Source organism: Pseudomonas sp. BF-B-26 (assembly GCF_019956495.1).
Lineage (GTDB): Bacteria > Pseudomonadota > Gammaproteobacteria > Pseudomonadales > Pseudomonadaceae > Aquipseudomonas.
This window is the reverse complement of record NZ_JAHBDP010000091.1, coordinates 104236-123583: the sequence shown is the minus strand read 5'-3', so window position 1 is coordinate 123583 and position 19348 is coordinate 104236. Positions and strand designations below refer to the sequence as shown.

The following is a 19348-nucleotide window of genomic DNA, read 5'->3' as shown; positions in this document are numbered from 1 at the left end:
CAAGCCAGCGAACTCATCCGGGTTAAGGAAGTTCTTTAACGAATTTGATGGTTCGAAATACGAGGGAGTTTTCGCCCACCAAAGCCTTGACCTTCACCTGCGCCTCTTCGTCACTGGTGAACGTCAGTTCAGCGACACCCTTGCTGTTGGTCAGAGTATTGATGGGGATTTGACGCAAGGGCTCAATTGTCCACGCCACCTGCTCACCCACAAAGCGGTTCCCATACCGGTCGAGCACCGTCGCTCTGAAGGTAACCAGTGTCCCGAGCAGCACAGGGCCGGGAGGCTCCGGAAAAGGGTTGTCCGTATCAAGGTCCAGCGACTCGCGATCCGGACCGATCTCGACTTCCGGCGCGACGCGTTTTTTGCCCAGGTCCAGCTCCAACGATGGAACAGCCGTGCCCATCAGCGGGCCGGGGTAAAATCTCGCCGTGGCGACTCCCTCATTGTTGGTGGTAACCATTGGCGACTCAAATCGACCCAGCTCGCAGCGCCAATGAACATTGACGAATCTCTGCCCCACGTCCGCACGGTTTTTTACCGTCACGGTGTAAGTGGCAAATTGCGTAGGATGGTTCGCCACCAACTGTGATGGGGACACCTCGCATGTGACGTGCACATCCTGACCTATCGCTTCGACGTCATCGGCCAGAGTCGGGTCGGCGCTTTCGGACAAATTGGCACTGACTCGATCCGCAACGGATTCGTAATCATCGAAGACGCTATCCGGGCCCACATTCGCCACGTCCAGAATGGTTTCGGCGTCCAGTCCACTTCGCTGCGCGAACGCTCGAATACGGGTCAGCACATCAAGCTGCACCAATGTGCGGATAAAACCTTCGGACTCATTCGCGTGGACCGCGCAGGCGCGCACTTCCCGGACACTCCAGGCCAAAAGCTCCGCCAGCATTTTCGCCGCCCGTTCCTTAACCAACTCTTTCCCGTCGCCGGCAAGGGGGTCGGGCAAAGCGTTGACGCGCTTCAGGTATTCGAGCAGTTTTTCCTCCGGCTGACCGGTCAACTTGACCGCACGCTTGTAAACCGTGAGGTAATAAAGGGTCGAGAGGGTGAACTCCTGCACTGTCTTCAACCCGAACCATTGGTAACCCACCTGCGTGAAATGCACGAGGAAACCCGCACTCAGTTGCAGCGTCGTGGCCACGTTACTGCGTCGCGAAAACTCGGCCAGCACACTCAGGAACGGATCGCCCGGCGCCTCGGCGGCCTGCCGGCGAGTGGCACTGTCTGCGGCGGCTGGCAAACGATTAAGCACCTCGGACAGTACGCCGTACACCGTAGAACCGGACCATGTCAGCACTGGCAGGACCCGTTCCGAGGTAAGCCCGGCATGCGCGCCCAGGCTTGCTTGCACGACATTGCGCTGGCCGGCCTCGCTGCGCAGCATCACCGCGAGGATTTTCTCGACGATGATCAGTCGCGCGTCGTCGTCGATACCACCAATAGCGGCTGCCACGGCTCGATCGATCATTTCCCGGGCATAGGACTCATACGATTGTTCCGGCGTTTCGGTGAAGTGAACGATCAGCCCGTGTTCATCCACCAGCGCCCGCAACACGTCCAGCCATTGGCGATTATTCGACAGGGTCGGTACACCCACCATGATCAGTGCTTGCTCGGTAAACAACACGGGCAGGAGCTGGACTTGCAATTGGGTAAACAAGCCAAGTTGCGCGTCTGTCGGTTGTGCCGGCTCCACGATGGGCGTCACCTGCTTGATGACCCAATGCACCGGCAACTCGGCGTCGCGACACCAACGAACACAGTCCATGAGGCCGTGGATCACAGTGAGTGCATCCGGTGTTGTTTCACTTCGATTGGTGTTAGTCCGGGGGGTGCCGGCCAGCCGAGTAACCCAATCTTCGCCGCCGAGAATGGCAAGCAGCAGGACGGCCTGGATGGGCGTAATCCCCAGCAGGCGCGGTAACCTGGCCATTCGATAGAAACTGGAAACTATCGGCAAACTGCGCGCAAGCTCTGAGACTCCATGGGCATTGGCCACAAAATACGCAAGGCAGAAATAGGTCTCCAGGTCGATGCTCAGCCCCTTGCGTAACTGGTGGACCGTGACCCAGTCCGCGTTGGTTACCGGGATAATCGGAAACCCGACATCGTCGATTTTGAAAGGGTTCAGGAGACTCCCGCCCTCGTTGAAAATGCGATCGAACTGAGCCTTTTCAGTGCCCCGACCGAAGATCGAGATTACCCCGACAAACGCCGCAAAATCCTCGGACGTGCAGGCAAACTGCTCGCGTAATTCCTGGAACAGACCCAGTGTCCGAATGGTGTTGGCCGTCATCTCGTACGTTGGATCAGAAACCGATTTATCTTCAGCGTTCGATCTCTCTTCAGCGTTCATGGCTGCGACGATCACTGCATCGACTTCGTGGCTGGGTAATTGCAGCCAGGCGTCCAGGCGCAGTTTTCGGTTTATGCGGTCGAAACGGTCGTGGCTAAGGTTCCGGAAGTAATTGAAAATCTCAGACTCACTGGTTTCATACACAATGGATATAGGGGGATTGAGCCCCTTATGAATGAAGACCGATCCGGCATGCACCCCCGATACAGGCAGTACAAATGTATCCACAGAACCGGGGCCTGACACATTCTCAGACAAACCGATCGAAAATCCCTCAATCGACAACAACGCTTCCAGGCGCTCATAGTCCAGCTTCGTTCGCTCGTTGAACACTTTCACTTGCCTGAGGTCGCCTCCCAACGGCGCCTGCAGCCCAAAGTAGCGCTGATAAAAATCCCCCGGTTCGCGTGGCGTCTCGGTCAGTATTTTCCGCTGCGCAGGACTAAGTCTCGCGGCCTGGATGAATGACTTGTCATACTTGGCACCCCAAGGTAGTGGGCGAATGAAATACGGAAACGACGGATCACACAGGCGCACGACACTGCCGACCGACTCGTCGCATCGCCGTGTCACATAATCGAGCGTTTCCCAAGGGGTGTGAAACGGCAATGCATTGGGGAAAAAGCGTTCGCTCAAGTCCTTGTCTATGTTCTGCGTCGTGCCGCTCATGTTCTCGATGAAGGTTTCCATTACGCGTGTAATGACCTCCACCGAAGACACCGTGCCATTGACCGTCAGAGTGTCAACCGACAGCGCCTCCAGGTCGGGGCGCCGTCCTGTCAGGGGTAACTTCGTATTATCCGCACTCCCCAGCCGATACAGCGCCCAATGCATCAAACACACCAGATAAGCTGCGGGCGAATGAATCGCTTCAATTGCACTGGGTGGGCACATTTCTTCGAAATTTGGTTTGAACAACAGTGAATAGTTCGGACCACTGTTGAGCCCTGCATACGCTTGCACCGGTGCTTCTTCATCGGCCAGCCGGTACTCGATGAACCGACGTACAACCTGCGTCGCCAGACCGTTGATTCGTTCTTGAAAAGCGCGAGCCTGCTGAACGCTCATCCCGTACTCTGACACCAGCCCACTCACGCCTTTTTGCGCCAGAACGCACACCGAACCCTCTTCGTTCAGGTACTTGCCGAGTGCTGAAAACTCTTTGCGCAAAGGCTCGTCGAAGAGTTGCTCGTACAGCTGTCGAGCAATTTGATTGGGGGAGTGGGTCATGCTGTTACTCCTGTGTCCTGGGCATCATCGACGTGAAACGAATGACGGGCCTGTCATTCCCTGTGGCTCCATTAGGTGACATGACAGGTGTAGCGTCTACTGTCACAAATGACAGTAGACGCTACCGTTTGTCGGGGAGCTAAGGGTTCAAATCAGCGCCGCGGCCCTGAGCGGGCATGATTTCAAATCGAGCGCTGTCAGCCGTGGCAGATACCTGCTCCCCACCCTCTTTCACGCTTTGCACCGCGCACACCCAGTGCTCGCTTCGGGGTAACTCGTTCGGCGGTGTCGCTTCCCAGTCTTCGCCGACAGCAGGGGATGTGATCAGGTCTATGTCCGGGTTGAACCAGGCTTGCAGCCGAATCTCTGCCCCCGGCCTTGCCGTGCCGGCAAACGTCGGCTGGGATTTGACCCATCGGCCAGGGAGCGGCGCGGTAAACTGCGGTGGCTGGGGCCGAAGTTCAACCGGTCGCGGCGTGGTCCATCCAGAGAGGTAGTCCCTGAAGCTTTGTTGAGCCACCAGCGAGGGATGACCGGCCGGTCGGTCAAGCAACAACCAGAGCGACCAGGTGCCGTTTTCCAGGACCTGCGTCGTACCGAGAATCACATCGAGTGCGTCAGCGAAGGCAACGCTGACCGTATCGCCCCCGTAGCCAAAGCCGGAAATCGCCACACGTGACTCGATGGCTTCACCGCGGGCCGGTGTTTCGATCACCGGGTGAGCAGGCACGACGCCGAGAACATGATCCAGCGTGAATTCAGATGCCTGCCCCTTGAAGAACTGTTTGAACCGCAAGGTTTCGGTCCCCAACGGCAAGGTCGCGTCGTAGTACCAAGTGCCGTCGTACTTCACTCGAATCCGGTCCCAAGGCTCAGGCTCCTCCCCCCGCCACACCCACACCTGCGCCACCTCCGAACCCGACGCGCGACTGCCATGACCTTCGATTCGGAACGTGCGGGCAACCGTATCCCCCGGTTTCGGCGTGTCGACCGTGGGCGGCAACAACACCGCTTTAAAGCTGATGAGCTCACTTCTGCCAGAAGGCAGTTTGTCGAACGACTGCACGGCGTAAATCTGATACTCGCGAAATTCGAGCTCCAGAAGCGGAACCGTCCAAGCCTCTCCAATCACCATCGCCTTGCCCAGTGGCCGGTTGTTCGCGTAATCGTAAATCGTCATCTCGGCACCGGCATATCCGCCGGTGCCTGTAATGATTGGCTCATAGCCCACTGGCGGCGTCATCGGTTTGATGACTGGTGTGGGAACGTCCACGGTGAAGGGTTTGGTCACCTCGTTGGAGGTCTGTCCGCCAAAGGTTTGGGTCGCCTTGACGGTGTGGGAACCTGGTTTGAAAAGCGCCGGGCGGCGGAAGGTCCATCGACCGTCCCTGTCGCTGTCGGGCACGGGATGGGCCGTTGTGATGGCGTCACTGAAGAAGAGCGTGACCACCGCGCCCTTCCAGCAAGTGCCGGTGATGTCCGGGGACAAGCCGTTTTCGACGATGGGATCGATGGCGGGCAGTGGGGCCTTGATAACTACTTGTTGTGGCCCCGTCCAGTCCGACGAAAGTTGTGGTTTTCCGGTGGGCGTGAACAGCTGCCGCGCCTCAACAGAATAGGTGCCCGGGTCCCACTGCTCGAGCGCATCGTTGCTCCACCTATTGTTCTTCACATCGACGATCGGCATCGAAGGAAGTATGGAGTTCGAGGAACTGGTGATCCGCAGTTCGACTTTGGCCGGCGCGTGGCCAGCCCAACCGTTACCGGTGCCGGAAAACTTCGGCTTCTGGTCGATACCGACTTGATGTGTGAGCGTCGGAGGTGGGACTTTTACGTCAAAAATGACCGGCTTGGTGTTCCATTCAGAATCAATCCAGGCATTGCTCAAACCTAGAACTTTCTGTTTCGCATCGATGCTGTAGGAGCCTGGTAGCCAGTCAGGGTAAGTCTTCGTCCAGAGGGTCTCGGTGACGTCAAAGGTTTTTACAACATCTCGCTGGGTATACCAAATTTCAAGCCTGGCACCGATATACCCCGTACCGGTAATGGTTACCGTGCCGTTTGTTGCAACGGCATCAAGTAACTCGACCTTGGGTGGGCGGATATTGTAGCTGCGCTCCCGACTGCGCCCGGAATGCTCACCGCTGCCAATGAATTGCTCCGCCGCTAGGGAAATAGGTCCCGGTGGTACGGTGACAGTGACGTCCCAATATCCGCCAGCCTTCACTGGACCGGTACCAAGAACGATGTGTTTGTCTAGATCCTTAAGAATCTCGACGGTGGCACCTGCCGCACCGCCCGTTCCTGAAATCGTAAACGTCTGATTCTGTACCGTGCTTGCCCCTGGCGCGGTAATTACAGGTGCATTGGGGGCCGGATACCGCACGGTGACGGGTACCGGGTCTGACCAGCCAACAAGCTGCGCGCCGCTCTTTGTTTCAGCATGAAAAACAAACGGCCCCTCAGGCAGGTCTTTGGTCAGTCTTACTTTCCAAATACCATTGGCGACCGTACCGTTGCCATAGGACCCGCCGGCCCCACCCTGCCGATATACCGTGACGGTTGTACCGTTAGAGCCTGCTCCTGAGACTTCCGGTCTGAGCTCGCGTACGACCTCGTCCTTTTTCGGCGAAGTGATAGTGGCTGGGTAGAGCACCGTAAATGTCACAGGATCAGAGTGAACAGCTGAATAACCGGAAACAGATTGTTCAACCACAATCGAGTTACTGCCGGCAGGCAAATCCTGATTGATCGTAACGCTCCAGTCGTTTGTGCTTGGTATCGTAATGGTAGGGCTTAATACTGTGCCATGACTGTCCGCCTTTACCACCCTGAGTGAAGCACCTGCATGCCCCGTCCCAGTAACTACCGGACGTTTAGTAGAGATATTTTGTCCAGGACTTGGAGACTGGATGACCGGTTTGGTCATTACATAGAAGTATCCCGTGTCATACCAATCAGACTCGCCGGTTCCAGGAGGCCATACCGAGGAGTCCATCCAGCGATAACGCAAATGTAAATAATTTCGTCCCAGCGGCAAACTTGCGACAGAGAATCCAAATAGACGGTTGGGACCGACCAAATCCTTGAAGGGCTGATACACAGGGTAGAACGCGGCCTCGTAAGTAGCGGTGAAGCTGCCCACCGAGCCGAAATCCCCGTAACCCTCAACATTCAAAGGAAGTACATATCCTTTTCCCTCAAGGGGACGAATCATATGGGGTTTCGGCATTTTTGGTTCGGTTGATGCCTCATAATCGTCGTTCATGACTCCTGCCTCATTTTTTTGATGAGCTAATGTCACCGCTTATTCCGAAGCCTGACACCTGTAAAAACTGACAGTCCCGACAAACGGTCACCGCCTCCCCCCCAACCCTTCCCCGTGTTTCAGTCCTCAGTCCTCGACTACAGCGCCTTGCGCATTTGCCTACAGATCCGCCAGAATCCGCCGGCTTGTGCGCCTTGGTATTGCCCCGTAACTTGATCCGCGTCGCTGCCAATCAGCGATCGGGTTTAGTCGCCCGGTAGGTAACATGAAGGTGCACAAGCGTCATTCAGTCGGGTATTCCCTATCCCCGCACTCAATGGTGGCTGTGCGCAGGGCGCCCTCGGGCGCGCCGGTTTTTTCATGTTCCTCCCGGTCGACTAACCTGCGTCCAGCCGCCACCCCTCGTTTAGTCGCGAGACGGTGGCAGCTTCACTAAAAGGAACAATGATCATGTTCAAGGCAACACCCAATCCCCCCGAAGCCGACCCGGTTTCCCCCTATTCCACCCTCCATTCAAAAAAGCTCAACGCCGCCGCCAACAAGGCGCTGGACCATTACCTCAAACCCCACATCAACCGCCTCCCTTCATCCCAGGACCGTGCCATGGAAATGTTCACCGTCGTCCCCGATGCAAACCCCGAAGCCCTGACCATCCAGACTTACGAAACCTTTTCCTCGGTCAGCATTCTGCTGCTCGACCTGGCCGAAAGCCTGGAGGACAAGCCGCGGCATCTGGCGATGGCGATTTATCAGTTGAGTGAGTTGGGGTTGATGCTGGTGGAGCGGTCGCTGGCGAACGAGGCGGCGATCAAGGTGACCTGAGCTTAAATATCAGGCGCCTGCGCTAACGCCTTCGCGGGCAAGCCCGCTCCCACAGGTTCGGTGGTGTACGCCAACATTTTGTTCGACGCGATCACTGTGGGAGCGGGCTTGCCCGCGAAGGCGCCAGTACAGGCACTGCAGGGCATCACGCAGAAGCAGGCAACGGCTGAAAACTGAAGTATTGCTTCAAGGCGCTGACCAGTTGCCCATACTCCGGCGGTGCCCGTTGCAGGCTGAACCCGGCGTCGTAATGGTGAGGGGTCGTGTCTTCATGGCACCACAAACAACACCCCTGAAGATCGATGACCTGCATGCAGCCATCGCTGTCGGGGATTTTCAGGCGCAAATCGAAATCGGCGCCGATCATCATCGGCAGCTGGCTGATCAGCATCAGCCCGTCTTCGGACACATTGCCCAGAAAGCCGATGGGTTTGTCGGTGACACTGTTGAACACTCTTAGAAAATACGGCAGTTGATGCCGCTCGATCCGGCGGTCAGTAAACATGCGCAAATGGCCCAGCAAGGCTCTTAAGCAGAGCCGCACTAATGCTTCGGAACGGGCCGGCTTCTTTTATACAGAGGCATGGGCGCGCTCTCCCCGATCCCGGTGCGACAGTCCATAACGCCGCTGCCGCTTACGCCTGCCGATCACAGGTGTTGCGTCGATCAGAGGCAAGGCTCTGAATCGATCTATTCGACTATAGCTCACCACCGCCGGTGAGCCAGCCTTTGAACGATCAGGACCATCAGAACTGCGTCGGGCGCACGACCGCAGCCGCACTGCGCAGCGGATAGTGGCCCAGCGACTGCAAGGTTTCCAGGCGGGCGCGGGCGCGGTAGGCGTACTCACTTTGCGGGTACGCGGCGATGATGAACTGGTAGGTTTGCGCCGCATCGACAAACAGTTTCTGTCGTTCCAGGCACAAGCCGCGCATCATCGATGCTTCCGGCCACACGTAAGGCCGAGCTCGGCTGGCGCGTTCGACTTTGGACAGTTCGAGCATCACCTGCTCGCAATTGCCACGGTCATAGGCGCTGTAGGCGTTATTCAAATGATGGTTCATCGACCAACGGGTGCAGCCCGTGACGCTGAGGGCAAGGGCGGCAATGAGCACGAATCGCATGGGGGTTCTCCTGTCTTGAGCTCTGTATCGACCCGTTGGCGAAAATCTTCAATGATCGGGTGCCGGAATGAGCGTGTAGCAGCATAAGACAAGCGGTAACGAATCACCCGCTTCGGAGTATTCGCGCAAGGTGGCACTCAACGTCCTGACCGAGCGAAAAAAAACCCACTGAGCCGCCAAGGCTCAGTGGGCTTGCAAATGAACGAAGACGTTCCGGTCATTCGACTACGAAGGATCGACTCCGCGACGCAGGCGAAGGCCCATAATTATTGGTCTGGACTGCCGAAATAGTATTCCGACCCTCAGGCAGGTTTTCAGAAGCATTACCTGACCAAGTACCGTCCGACCATACGCGGACTTTCAATAACAAAAGCTTGTCTTCCGTTCTAACCTCAACGATGGCATCTGGAACACCGGTTCCCTTTAATCTGACTGGGTTTTCCACTGTAGCGGCCGTTCCCGGTTCAACGATTACCGGCTCCGCCGGTTGCTGAGAGTTTGTAGTCATGTTGTCATCTCCCTGACTCGTCACCTGTTGACGAAGCTCCAGCGCATTCAATCCCGCCCTCAAGCGCCTGCCTACCTGATAGAACTGACAGTGCCGACAAACGGTAGGCCTATTGAAATCGGTGTGGCTGAAAACTTTCGGGATTGTTCGTTTCAAGAAACAAACGAATAAGTAGTGCAAACGAACAATGACTACAACCAGAGACCATAGTAGCCTCACCCAGCGCTTGAACTCAGGAGTCTATGCATGTCCGTCCGTCGCACCAAAATCGTCGCTACCCTTGGCCCGGCCAGTAACTCGCCGGAAGTTCTCGAACAGCTGATTCTGGCTGGCCTGGACGTCGCCCGCCTGAACTTTTCCCACGGCACCCCCGACGAGCACAAGGCTCGCGCGAAGCTGGTGCGTGACCTCGCGGCCAAGCACGGCCGCTTCGTCGCCCTGCTGGGTGACCTGCAAGGCCCGAAAATCCGTATCGCCAAATTCGCCAACAAGAAGATCGAGCTGAAGATCGGTGATCAATTCACCTTCTCCACCAGCCATCCTCTGACCGAAGGCACCCAGACCGTCGTCGGCATCGACTACCCGGACCTGGTTAAAGACTGCGGCGTGGGCGACGAGCTGCTGCTCGACGACGGCCGTGTGGTGATGCGCGTTGATACCGCCAATGCCACCGAACTCAATTGCACCGTATTGATCGGCGGCCCGCTGTCCGACCATAAAGGCATCAACCGTCGCGGTGGCGGCCTGACCGCTCCGGCCCTGACTGAAAAAGACAAGGCCGATATCAAGCTCGCTGCCGAGATGCAGGTCGACTACCTCGCCGTGTCCTTCCCGCGTGACGCCGCCGACATGGAATACGCCCGTCAACTGCGCGACGAAGCCGGCGGTACTGCCTGGCTGGTGGCGAAGATCGAACGCGCCGAAGCCGTGGCCGACGACGAAACCCTCGACGCGCTGATCAAAGCCTCCGACGCCGTGATGGTTGCCCGTGGTGACCTGGGTGTGGAAATCGGCGACGCCGAGCTGGTGGGCATTCAGAAGAAAATCATTCTGCACGCACGCCGCCACAACAAGGCTGTGATCGTGGCGACCCAGATGATGGAGTCGATGATCCAGAACCCGATGCCGACTCGTGCCGAAGTGTCCGACGTAGCCAACGCCGTGCTCGACTACACCGACGCCGTGATGCTCTCGGCGGAAAGTGCTGCCGGCCTGTACCCGCTGGAAGCGGTGCAAGCCATGGCGCGCATCTGCATCGGCGCTGAAAAGCACCCGACCAGCAAGACCTCCAGCCACCGCATCGGCAAGGTCTTCGAAAGCTGCGACCAGAGCATCGCGCTGGCAGCCATGTACACCGCCAACCACTTCCCGGGCGTGAAGGCGATCATCGCCCTGACCGAAAGTGGCTACACGCCGTTGATCATGTCGCGCATCCGTTCCTCGATCCCGATCTACGCGTTCTCCCCGCACCGCGAAACCCAGGCTCGGGCTGCCATGTTCCGTGGCGTCTACACCGTGCCGTTCGACCCGGCATCGCTGCCGCCTGAGCAAGTCAGCCAGGCCGCGATCGACGAGTTGCTCAAACTCGGTGTTGTGGAGAAAGGCGACTGGGTGATCCTGACCAAGGGCGACAGCTACCACACCATCGGCGGCACCAACGGGATGAAAATCCTGCACGTTGGCGACAAGATGGTCTGAGTGATCGGTTGCTGAAAAACAAAAGCCCCGCCATGTGAATGGCGGGGCTTTTTGGTTTCTGATCTGGAAGAGGTGTCGCCTTGATGGACGCCTTCGCGAGCAAGCCCGCTCCCACAGGGGGGTTGTGTACCCACAGATCCAGTGTGGGAGCGGCGGTGCGACGACTCGACTTGCTCGCGAAGGGGCCCGCCCAGTCACCGCAGAATCAATGCCGTTTGGCGACCCCGGTCAACGCCGCAATCGCTTCCGCCGAGCGCAGCTGCTGGGTGATCTGTGCGTTCTCTTCTTCTATGGCCGGCTCATCCCGAATAACAACTGACCGTCACACGTTCACCGTTACCTTCAGTGGTACCGACGGTGATGATATTCGCGTCGTGCTGTCGTAGCGTTGCAGCAGCGATAGATACCCTGGGTTCCCCTCGGATAACGCCCTCTTGTCCAAAACGGCTATCCAATTGTCCGGAGGGCAGGTAGCGGGCGATGGCATACCGGGTTATGCCTTCCGATGTTTGGCCACCGCCGACCAGTGTGAGGTGTTGATTCTGGACAATGATATCGCGCCAGCTCACATCCATTTGCGGGATGGACAGCAGGGCAGGCATTCCATTGTTGAACTGCGCATCCGGTTGGCCTTCGGTGTCGATAACCGATAGAAGCCCACGGCCGGTATACCACGCCCCGCCCAGATGTCCTGCGCCGACCGTTTTGCCGTCCTGGGTGAGGGCTATCGGTCCCAGATAAGTGTTTACCCCTGGTATCTCGACCGTGGCATAACCTAGCTCTCCGAATGTCGCGTCGATGCCCCCGTTCTCATGAACTCGTGTCATAAAACTGAACGTGTGTGTACGTATTCGCGTCGTACCGGCGACCAGGTAACGGCCATCGGCTTGCACGGCAACACCTTCAAGTGTCGTCAGCCCAGTGTCTTTGTAAGGGACAGGGACATAGCCTCGGCTATTAAATGTGGTGTCCAGAGAACCATTGGGTTCCAGTCGAATCAGCAGTCCCTCGTATCGGTCGTTCAATACCCTTTGGGGGGGTGAGTGTCAGGAGTATTTTATCGCCGGCCAACACCGTTGAATGGCGGCAGAATCCTGTTTGCAGCTCGTCTTGTCCGTCAGGTTTGAGCTGGACGATTTGTTGTCCGTTCTGGCCAAAGGTCGTATCTGCACTGCCATCGCGATGGAACATGGCCAGTGCCGGGTACGTGCGCATTGATGTCGTCTTCTCTGCGACGAGTAGAATTCGACCATCGCGCAGCAGGTGCAGATCAGTCACCGGGGTGATCTCGTTATCCTGGCCGAACTCTCCAATGACGTATCCATCGATACCAAAGGTCATGTCTGGCGAGCCATCTGGCTGTAGACGAGCCAGCCCGAAGCCGGGACCAGTGCGAAATCCAACGACGATTTTATTGTCGGGTTGTATTTTTACAGTTTCGCCATAGCCTTCAACACTCAAGTAAATTCGGCCGCCATCGCCGAAGCCGGGATCTAGATCGCCAGAAGCTAAAGGTGACTGGTTGTGTACGTTGGACATGGTCCTGCTCTCCCGACTGAGGATGATGACAATCGTGCCCGAGCCCTTTCGGACCCGGGCGAAGGGCTACGCCAGGTAACGCAGGATGGCTGATTTTTGCGATTGATCGTCAGCCGCGAGCAGCGTCTTATTGTCGGTCTGCAGCGTCATCGCAGTGACACCATCACCTTTGTCGAAACCGGTACGGGTCCAACCCGATCCGTTGAACACTGGATCCAGGGTGCCATTGCTCTGGAAACGAGCGACAACGCCGTCGAAGTGAATGGCGTCTGAACCCTGTATGGCTCCCGCCACGACGATCTTCCCGTCGGTTTGCATTGCAGCACCTACCCAGCCGGTCGTTTTGTCATCCAGTTGCGTGTAAACCGGGCGCGCGCCATTGAACTGGATGTTTGGACTTCCATCAGGCTCAAGACTCACCATCACGCCTTCAGAGGGGCTGGAGATAACTTCGCCAATAGCGAGAATTCGTTGATTAGGTTGCATCGACATCTGTGTGAAGCGCAGGCGTTTGTCGTCAGAGGGAGAGGAGGCAACGAGAACGAAGCCGTCTTTACCAAAGGTGCGATCCAGGCTGCCGTCAGTGTTGTAACGAGCGACAAACGCATTTTTTGATTGGTTAAAACTGCCACAGGCCAGGTACTGGCCGTCTGCTTGAAGCAATACATTGTCGATCAATACCGGCTGATCAGGTGCATCAGGGTGGCTCAAGGTAATGTAGCCAACACCATTGAAACTCAGATCGAGTGAACCGTTGCTCTGGAGTCGGAAAATCGCTCCTACCCGGGGACGATAGGTGCAGACCAGGATTTTACCGTCGGGAAGTACCTGGGCAATGTCTGATGCCGGGCTTGTCGTGGTCATTGCCGTTTGACCCGGTGGGTCAATGGCAGTGGCAAGCGGGGTGTCGATGATGACTTTCCCCCCAGTGCCAAAATCTGGATCAAGGCTGCCGTTGTGGTTGCAGCGGGCCAACGCCGGGACGTACGCGGGGTACTGTTCTACACGGGTTGAGGCTTGAAGAAGAATGCTCCCGTTTTCAAGAAGGGTAATGGTACTGCCAGCGGAGTCGGGTTCACCTGCGAACGAGTCAATGACAAGACCATGGGTGCCGAATGTCGGGTCAGGCGATCCATCGGCATTAAGGCGTCCGAGCATGTACCCGGCCTGTTCGTTAGCGATGTAACGCCCGGTGAAATAGATTTTTCCATCGGTCGCCACGGTCAGTCCCTTGATGGTGGCGCTTGTCGCTGCGTCGAAGTCAAGGTGGACCTTGCCGTTTACCCCAAAGGCAGGATCGAGCGTGCCAGAGAGCAGGTCTTGTGCTGACATAGTGTTCTCCTTCAAAAAATGAATGATCACCGGGTGTTTTAAAGACTGTGCCGGGTCAAAGCATCTGAACAGTGAAGGTGGGGGCCGTCTACTGTCAGACTTGACAGTAGACGGCCCGTGTTTTTTCAGTTTTTGGGCGCACATACGCAAAAAGCCCCGCCATGTGAATGGCGGGGCTTTTTAGTTTCTGATCCGTAAGAGGTGTCGTCTTGACGGACGCCTTCGCGAGCAAGCCCGCTCCCACATTGGATCTGTGGCGTTCGCCCCCCTGTGGGAGCGGGCTTGCTCGCGAAGGGGCCCGCCCAGTCACCGCAGAATCAATGCCGTTTGATGAACCCGGTCAACGCCGCAATCGCTTCCGCCGAGCGCAGCCGTTGGGTGAACTGTGCGCTCTCTTCTTCTATGGCCTTGTGCAGTTGTTCGCGGTCCGCGGCTTTCATCAATTGCTTGCTGATGCGCACCGCTTCCGGCGGCAGCGACTCGAAACGCAACGCCACCTCCCGCGCCTTGGCCAACGCCGCTTCGCCACTGTCCAGGGCTTCGGTCGCAATCCCCCACTGCGCGGCTTGTTCACCGCTGAAGCTTTCACCCAGCAGTAACAATTGCGCCGCTTTGGCCTGCCCGAGCAACCGCGGCAGGATCAGGCTGGAACCAAACTCCGGACATAACCCGAGATTCACGAACGGCATGCGCAGGCGCGCATCGCGGCTGACATACACCAGATCGCAATGCAGCAACATCGTCGTGCCAATGCCCACGGCTGCACCGGCGACGGCGGCGATCACCGGTTTACGACATTCGAGCAAGGTGAGCATGAACTGAAACACCGGGCTGTCGAGGTTGCTCGGCGGTTGCTGGATGAAGTCGGCGATGTCGTTGCCGGCGGTGAAGCACTCGGTAGTCCCGGTGATCAGCACGGCATTGATTTCAGGGTCGGTATCCGCCAGTTGCAGCGCTTCGGCCAAGTGGCTGTACATGGCGCGGGTCAGGGCGTTTTTCTTGTCGGGGCGGTTGAAGCGCAGGGTCAGCAGGCCGCGCTCGCGTTCAAACTGGATGGCATCGCTCATGGTCGGTCTCGCGTCTGAAAAATCAGCGCTCAACCGCGCAGAACAAAGACGTCCGCCAGCAGTTGATTGCGCGGCAATCCCGCCAGGTACAAGCGCCGGGCAAAGGCGTCCACGCTGTCAGGGGCCCCGCAGAGTAAGGCCAGGGTTTGCCGTGAAACAAGCCGCAGTTGCGCCAAAGCCTCGGGCAACTCGGCCGCTGTCCACAGCTCAATGCTCAGGTTAGGGCGGCTGGCGGCCATGGCTTGCAGGGGTTTGGCCAGGTAATGCGCCTCGGCATCATGGGCCAGGTGAATGACGCGAATGGCACCTTGGTGATCTTGCCGTAACGCTTCTCGCAAGATGCCGAACAACGGGCCCAACCCCGTGCCGGCGGCCAGCAGCCAAAGTGGTCGGGCGTTCCAGTCCGGGTCGTAATGCAGCGCTCCGCCGCGCAGTTCGCCGAGGCGGAGCGCATCGCCGATTTTCAGCTGACGGGCCGCATCGCTGAATTCCCCCGACTGGCGACAATCGAGGTGGAACTCCAGAAAACGGTCTTCTTCCGGCAGGCTGGCCAATGAATACGGGCGCGCCACATTGCCTGCCCACAACACCAGATGCTGCCCGGCGCTGTAGCGCAACGGACGCTCGGGGATCAGGCGCAAACGCAACACATTGGCGCTTAACCAATCGACAGCCGCCACTTCGGCCGGGCGGCCGTCCTGTAGCGGATCGAACGTGTGGACTTGCAAGTCCTCGACCACCTGGCACTGACACGCCAGGCGCCAGCCTTGCTGTCGTTGCTCTGCGCTGAGGGCGTCGGGGCGGCTGTCGCTCGGCAGCCCTTGGACACATTGCACCAGACAAGCATGGCAACTGCCGGCGCGACAGCTGTAGGGCACCGACACGCCGTTCTGATTCAACGCATCGAGCAGGTTGCTGCCCGCCGCCACCGACCATTGGCGTTCGCCGACCCGTAACTCAGGCATCGACGTTCTCCCACGCGGCCGCGCAACGATTGCGGCCGTCACGCTTGGCGCGATAAAGCGCCTGATCGGCGCGCTGCAAGGCTTCGTCGAGATCATCGCCCACTTCGAGCAATGTCATGCCCGCCGACAAGCTGAGATGGGCGACGTCGAGTCCGATCAGTTGTACATCGGTGAACGCAATGCGCAGCCGCTCGCAGCAGGAGGTCAAGCGCTCGGGGTTGCAATCGGGCAACAGCACGACGAATTCTTCGCCACCGTAACGGGCCAGAACATCGCCATCGCGCAAGCAGGCGGTGGCCACGGCGGCAAAGGCTTGCAGCACCTGATCACCGGCGGCATGGCCGTGCACGTCGTTGATGCGTTTGAAATGGTCCAGGTCGATCAGCGCCAGGCCATGCATGACATCGGCGTCCATGGCCCTCAGCTCCCGGGAGGCCAGGCGCAGGAAATGCCGGCGATTGAACAGCCCGGTCAGTTCGTCGGTGGCCACCAGGTCTTCGAGCTGGCGCATCATCCCGCGCAGGGTGTCCTGATGCGCCTGCAAGGCAAATCGGCGCTGACGCATGCGTTGACGGGAGGCCTGGACGTGACGGGCATAAAGTTCCAGCCATACCAGCACGATGAGCAGCACGCACACCTGCAACGCGGCCAGTGCCGGGTCGGGTAACTGAAAGTGGTAACCCTCCCACAGCGTGATCGCGCTGAAACTGACGAACACCAACAGCGCGCACCGCAAGAAGGCAAAGCGCGAAAGGTGAAACAAGCCGAACAGCAGAATCAGCACGTAGAACACCAGGAACGCGCCGCGTGCTTCGTCCAGATGGGCGATCAGCCAGGTTTGCCAACCCAGCCCCAGCAACACTTGCGCTTCGGTCAGGCTGGGATCGGAAAAACGCAGGTTGCAGCCGCTATAAAACACCGCAAACAACGCGGCCTGGCTGATGACCACCAGCGCGCTGCCGATGACCACGTTGGACAGGGATTCATCGTAATGACCGGTAAAAAACGCCAGCCACAACAGCAACAGAGCCAGGGCGTAGGTGCCGGCTGCGAGGGCGAAGCGTTTGAGCAACAAGCGCTGGATGGCGTTATGGGTCAATCGTTGACTCACCGTGCGAAGGGAGGCTGCTTGAGTGTCCTACTCTACAGACCGAATGCCACTTTAGTTGCGTGCCTGATAAATGACCATTCAATTTTAAGGGCGGAATACTGGCGTCAAAGGCATGACCTCCCGATCCCTGTTTATCGCCAAGTGCAATACCTGTGATGAGTGGATTTATCTGGTATGAGGGATTTATCTGGTATGAGGGATTTATCTGTGGCGAGGGGATTTATCCCCGTTGGGTGGCGAAGCCGCCCCCAAACCTGCACCCCGGTTGGTTCAGGTATACCGCGTGTGTCGGATTGACGACTGCTTCGCAGTCGAACGGGGATAAATCCCCTCGCCACAGATAAATCCCTCGCCGCAGATAAATCCCTCACCATAGTTGAATCCACCTCACCACAGTTGAATCCCCTCACCACAGTTGAATCCACCTCACCACAGATAAATCCCCTCGCCACGAGATTGACTACCGGCGGGTGTGCCCGGAACCGAGGCGCGTTATACTGCCGCGCCTTTTTAGCGTCGCGCCAGCAGCCCCGGCGTGCCTTGTAAAGGTGCTTGCAACCGACCGATGCACCCAAGCTGCAAGCACCTTATTGAATGTTCCCGTCTTTTAGAGGAGCGCGACTCATGACCGTGATCAAGCAAGACGACCTGATTCAGAGCGTTGCCGACGCCCTGCAATTCATTTCCTACTACCACCCCGTTGACTTCATCCAGGCGATGCACGAAGCCTACCTGCGCGAAGAATCGCCAGCGGCCCGTGACTCCATGGCGCAAATCCTGATCAACTCGCGGATGTGCGCCACCGGCCACCGCCCGATCTGCCAGGACACCGGCATCGTTACCGTCTTCGTTCGCGTAGGCATGGACGTACGTTGGGATGGCGCCACCATGGGCCTGGACGACATGATCAACGAAGGCGTGCGCCGGGCTTACAACCTGCCGGAAAACGTCCTGCGTGCCTCGATCCTCGCCGACCCGGCGGGCGCTCGTAAAAACACCAAGGACAACACCCCGGCCGTTATCCACTACTCCATCGTTCCGGGTAACACCGTGGAAGTGGACGTGGCGGCCAAGGGCGGCGGTTCCGAGAACAAGTCGAAAATGGCCATGCTCAACCCGTCCGACTCGATCGTTGACTGGGTGCTGAAAACCGTTCCGGAAATGGGCGCCGGCTGGTGCCCACCGGGCATGCTCGGCATTGGCATCGGCGGCACCGCCGAGAAAGCCGCCGTCATGGCCAAGGAAGTGTTGATGGAATCCATCGACATTCACGAGCTGAAAAAGCGCGGCCCGTCCAACCGTATCGAAGAGATGCGCCTGGAGCTGTTCGAGAAGGTCAACCAACTGGGCATCGGCGCCCAGGGCCTGGGTGGCCTGACCACCGTGCTCGACGTGAAGATCATGGATTACCCGACCCACGCCGCTTCGTTGCCGGTGTGCATGATCCCCAACTGCGCCGCCACCCGTCACGCGCACTTCGTGCTCGACGGTTCCGGCCCGGCCTCCCTGGAAGCGCCGCCGCTGGACGCCTACCCGGAAATCGTCTGGGAAGCCGGCCCGTCGGCCCGTCGCGTCAACCTCGATACCCTGACGGCTGAAGACGTGCAGAGCTGGAAGCCGGGCGAAACCGTCCTGCTCAACGGCAAGATGCTCACCGGTCGCGACGCGGCGCACAAGCGCATGGTCGAGATGCTGAACAAGGGTGAAACCCTGCCGGTGGACCTCAAGGGTCGCTTCATCTACTACGTCGGCCCGGTTGATCCGGTGCGCGAAGAAGTGGTTGGCCCTGCCGGTCCGACTACCGCGACGCGGATGGACAAGTTCACCCGTCAGATCCTCGAGCAAACCGGCCTGTTGGGCATGATCGGCAAATCCGAGCGCGGCCCGACTGCGATCGAAGCGATCAAGGACCACAAAGCCGTGTACCTGATGGCAGTCGGCGGCGCGGCTTATCTGGTGGCGCAAGCCATCAAGAAATCCCGCGTGGTGGCTTTCGCCGAATTGGGCATGGAAGCGATCTACGAGTTCGACGTCAAGGACATGCCAGTGACTGTTGCAGTAGACAGCAAGGGTGAGTCGGTACACATCACCGGTCCTGCCATCTGGCAGAAAAAGATCAGTGAAAGCCTGGCGGTAGAAGTGCAGTAAACGCTTGAGCTTGCCAATACGGCCGGGGTGTCTTTCAGATGCCCCGGCCGTTTTTTTGTGCGCCACTTTTACCATTCGCGATAAAGCGCAGCATTCCCCAAGGTATTCGTTCTAAAAAACCCGCCTCACCTGTCAGATGTGACAGGTCACACCTTCCCC

At 58.2% G+C, this 19348-nt stretch carries 13 protein-coding genes; 3 read left to right on the top strand and 10 right to left on the bottom strand.

All coding sequences use genetic code 11. The features are described from left to right. Positions 1-22 precede the first annotated feature (22 nt). Both KGB03_RS20855 and KGB03_RS20850 read right to left on the bottom strand, forming a co-directional pair. The gene (locus KGB03_RS20855) at positions 23-3607 is read right to left on the bottom strand and encodes a Tc toxin subunit A (RefSeq protein WP_223528691.1); all 3585 of its coding nucleotides are present in this window, start codon (positions 3605-3607) and stop codon (positions 23-25) included. A gap of 139 nt (positions 3608-3746) precedes the next feature. Continuing rightward, positions 3747-6875, bottom strand: a complete 3129-nt coding sequence (locus KGB03_RS20850) for a hypothetical protein (RefSeq protein WP_223528688.1) — start codon at positions 6873-6875, stop codon at positions 3747-3749. Between the two features lie 450 nt (positions 6876-7325). On the opposite strand from KGB03_RS20850, the gene KGB03_RS20845 reads away from it, so the two are divergent. Next, positions 7326-7697, top strand: coding sequence for a DUF6124 family protein (locus KGB03_RS20845; RefSeq protein ID WP_223528684.1), 372 nt, complete (start codon positions 7326-7328; stop codon positions 7695-7697). 145 nt (positions 7698-7842) lie between these two features. On the opposite strand, the gene KGB03_RS20840 is transcribed toward KGB03_RS20845, so the two are convergent. Both KGB03_RS20840 and KGB03_RS20835 read right to left on the bottom strand, forming a co-directional pair. Further along, entirely contained in the window at positions 7843-8202 is a 360-nt protein-coding gene (locus KGB03_RS20840; protein ID WP_074879553.1) for a PilZ domain-containing protein, read from the bottom strand. Positions 8203-8443: 241 nt separating this feature from the next. Beyond that, positions 8444-8821: a tetratricopeptide repeat protein gene (locus tag KGB03_RS20835; protein ID WP_218538825.1), complete on the bottom strand. Its 378-nt coding sequence runs from the start codon at positions 8819-8821 to the stop codon at positions 8444-8446. A gap of 754 nt (positions 8822-9575) precedes the next feature. Here KGB03_RS20835 and pyk point away from each other — a divergent pair. After that, a complete protein-coding gene (gene pyk / locus KGB03_RS20830) occupies positions 9576-11027 on the top strand; it encodes a pyruvate kinase (protein WP_076028423.1) in 1452 nt (483 codons plus the stop codon). A 299-nt stretch (positions 11028-11326) separates the two neighbouring features. On the opposite strand, the gene KGB03_RS20825 is transcribed toward pyk, so the two are convergent. From KGB03_RS20825 to KGB03_RS20800, 6 genes are all read right to left on the bottom strand, one after another. After that, the gene (locus tag KGB03_RS20825) at positions 11327-12052 is read right to left on the bottom strand and encodes a hypothetical protein (RefSeq protein ID WP_223528681.1); all 726 of its coding nucleotides are present in this window, start codon (positions 12050-12052) and stop codon (positions 11327-11329) included. Further along, positions 11985-12566, bottom strand: coding sequence for a hypothetical protein (locus KGB03_RS20820; RefSeq protein WP_223528677.1), 582 nt, complete (start codon positions 12564-12566; stop codon positions 11985-11987). Before KGB03_RS20820 ends, KGB03_RS20825 begins: the two co-directional genes overlap by 68 nt. A 66-nt stretch (positions 12567-12632) precedes the next feature. Further along, positions 12633-13898, bottom strand: a complete 1266-nt coding sequence (locus KGB03_RS20815) for a delta-60 repeat domain-containing protein (RefSeq protein WP_223528673.1) — start codon at positions 13896-13898, stop codon at positions 12633-12635. 317 nt (positions 13899-14215) lie between these two features. Further along, positions 14216-14965 (bottom strand): enoyl-CoA hydratase-related protein, encoded by a 750-nt coding sequence (locus KGB03_RS20810; protein WP_218538822.1) that lies wholly within the window; start codon positions 14963-14965, stop codon positions 14216-14218. Positions 14966-14994: 29 nt separating this feature from the next. Further along, positions 14995-15930: an iron-sulfur-binding ferredoxin reductase gene (locus tag KGB03_RS20805; protein ID WP_223528670.1), complete on the bottom strand. Its 936-nt coding sequence runs from the start codon at positions 15928-15930 to the stop codon at positions 14995-14997. Further along, positions 15923-17029 (bottom strand): GGDEF domain-containing protein, encoded by a 1107-nt coding sequence (locus KGB03_RS20800; RefSeq protein WP_111451937.1) that lies wholly within the window; start codon positions 17027-17029, stop codon positions 15923-15925. Before KGB03_RS20800 ends, KGB03_RS20805 begins: the two co-directional genes overlap by 8 nt. A gap of 636 nt (positions 17030-17665) precedes the next feature. Between KGB03_RS20800 and KGB03_RS20795 the strand changes: the two genes are divergently transcribed. Next, complete coding sequence (locus tag KGB03_RS20795) at positions 17666-19189, top strand: fumarate hydratase (protein ID WP_223528666.1); 1524 nt, start codon at positions 17666-17668, stop codon at positions 19187-19189. Positions 19190-19348 lie beyond the last annotated feature (159 nt).

What these genes read in the sequence shown, in the direction of transcription:
- KGB03_RS20820 (WP_223528677.1), bottom strand. Translation starts at nt 12,566, where the DNA reads ATGTCCAACGTACACAACCAGTCACCTTTAGCTTCTGGCGATCTAGAT.
- KGB03_RS20810 (WP_218538822.1), bottom strand. Translation starts at nt 14,965, where the DNA reads ATGAGCGATGCCATCCAGTTTGAACGCGAGCGCGGCCTGCTGACCCTG.
- KGB03_RS20850 (WP_223528688.1), bottom strand. Translation starts at nt 6,875, where the DNA reads ATGAACGACGATTATGAGGCATCAACCGAACCAAAAATGCCGAAACCC.
- KGB03_RS20855 (WP_223528691.1), bottom strand. Translation starts at nt 3,607, where the DNA reads ATGACCCACTCCCCCAATCAAATTGCTCGACAGCTGTACGAGCAACTC.
- KGB03_RS20845 (WP_223528684.1), top strand. Translation starts at nt 7,326, where the DNA reads ATGTTCAAGGCAACACCCAATCCCCCCGAAGCCGACCCGGTTTCCCCC.
- pyk (WP_076028423.1), top strand. Translation starts at nt 9,576, where the DNA reads ATGTCCGTCCGTCGCACCAAAATCGTCGCTACCCTTGGCCCGGCCAGT.
- KGB03_RS20805 (WP_223528670.1), bottom strand. Translation starts at nt 15,930, where the DNA reads ATGCCTGAGTTACGGGTCGGCGAACGCCAATGGTCGGTGGCGGCGGGC.
- KGB03_RS20815 (WP_223528673.1), bottom strand. Translation starts at nt 13,898, where the DNA reads ATGTCAGCACAAGACCTGCTCTCTGGCACGCTCGATCCTGCCTTTGGG.
- KGB03_RS20835 (WP_218538825.1), bottom strand. Translation starts at nt 8,821, where the DNA reads ATGCGATTCGTGCTCATTGCCGCCCTTGCCCTCAGCGTCACGGGCTGC.
- KGB03_RS20795 (WP_223528666.1), top strand. Translation starts at nt 17,666, where the DNA reads ATGACCGTGATCAAGCAAGACGACCTGATTCAGAGCGTTGCCGACGCC.
- KGB03_RS20840 (WP_074879553.1), bottom strand. Translation starts at nt 8,202, where the DNA reads ATGTTTACTGACCGCCGGATCGAGCGGCATCAACTGCCGTATTTTCTA.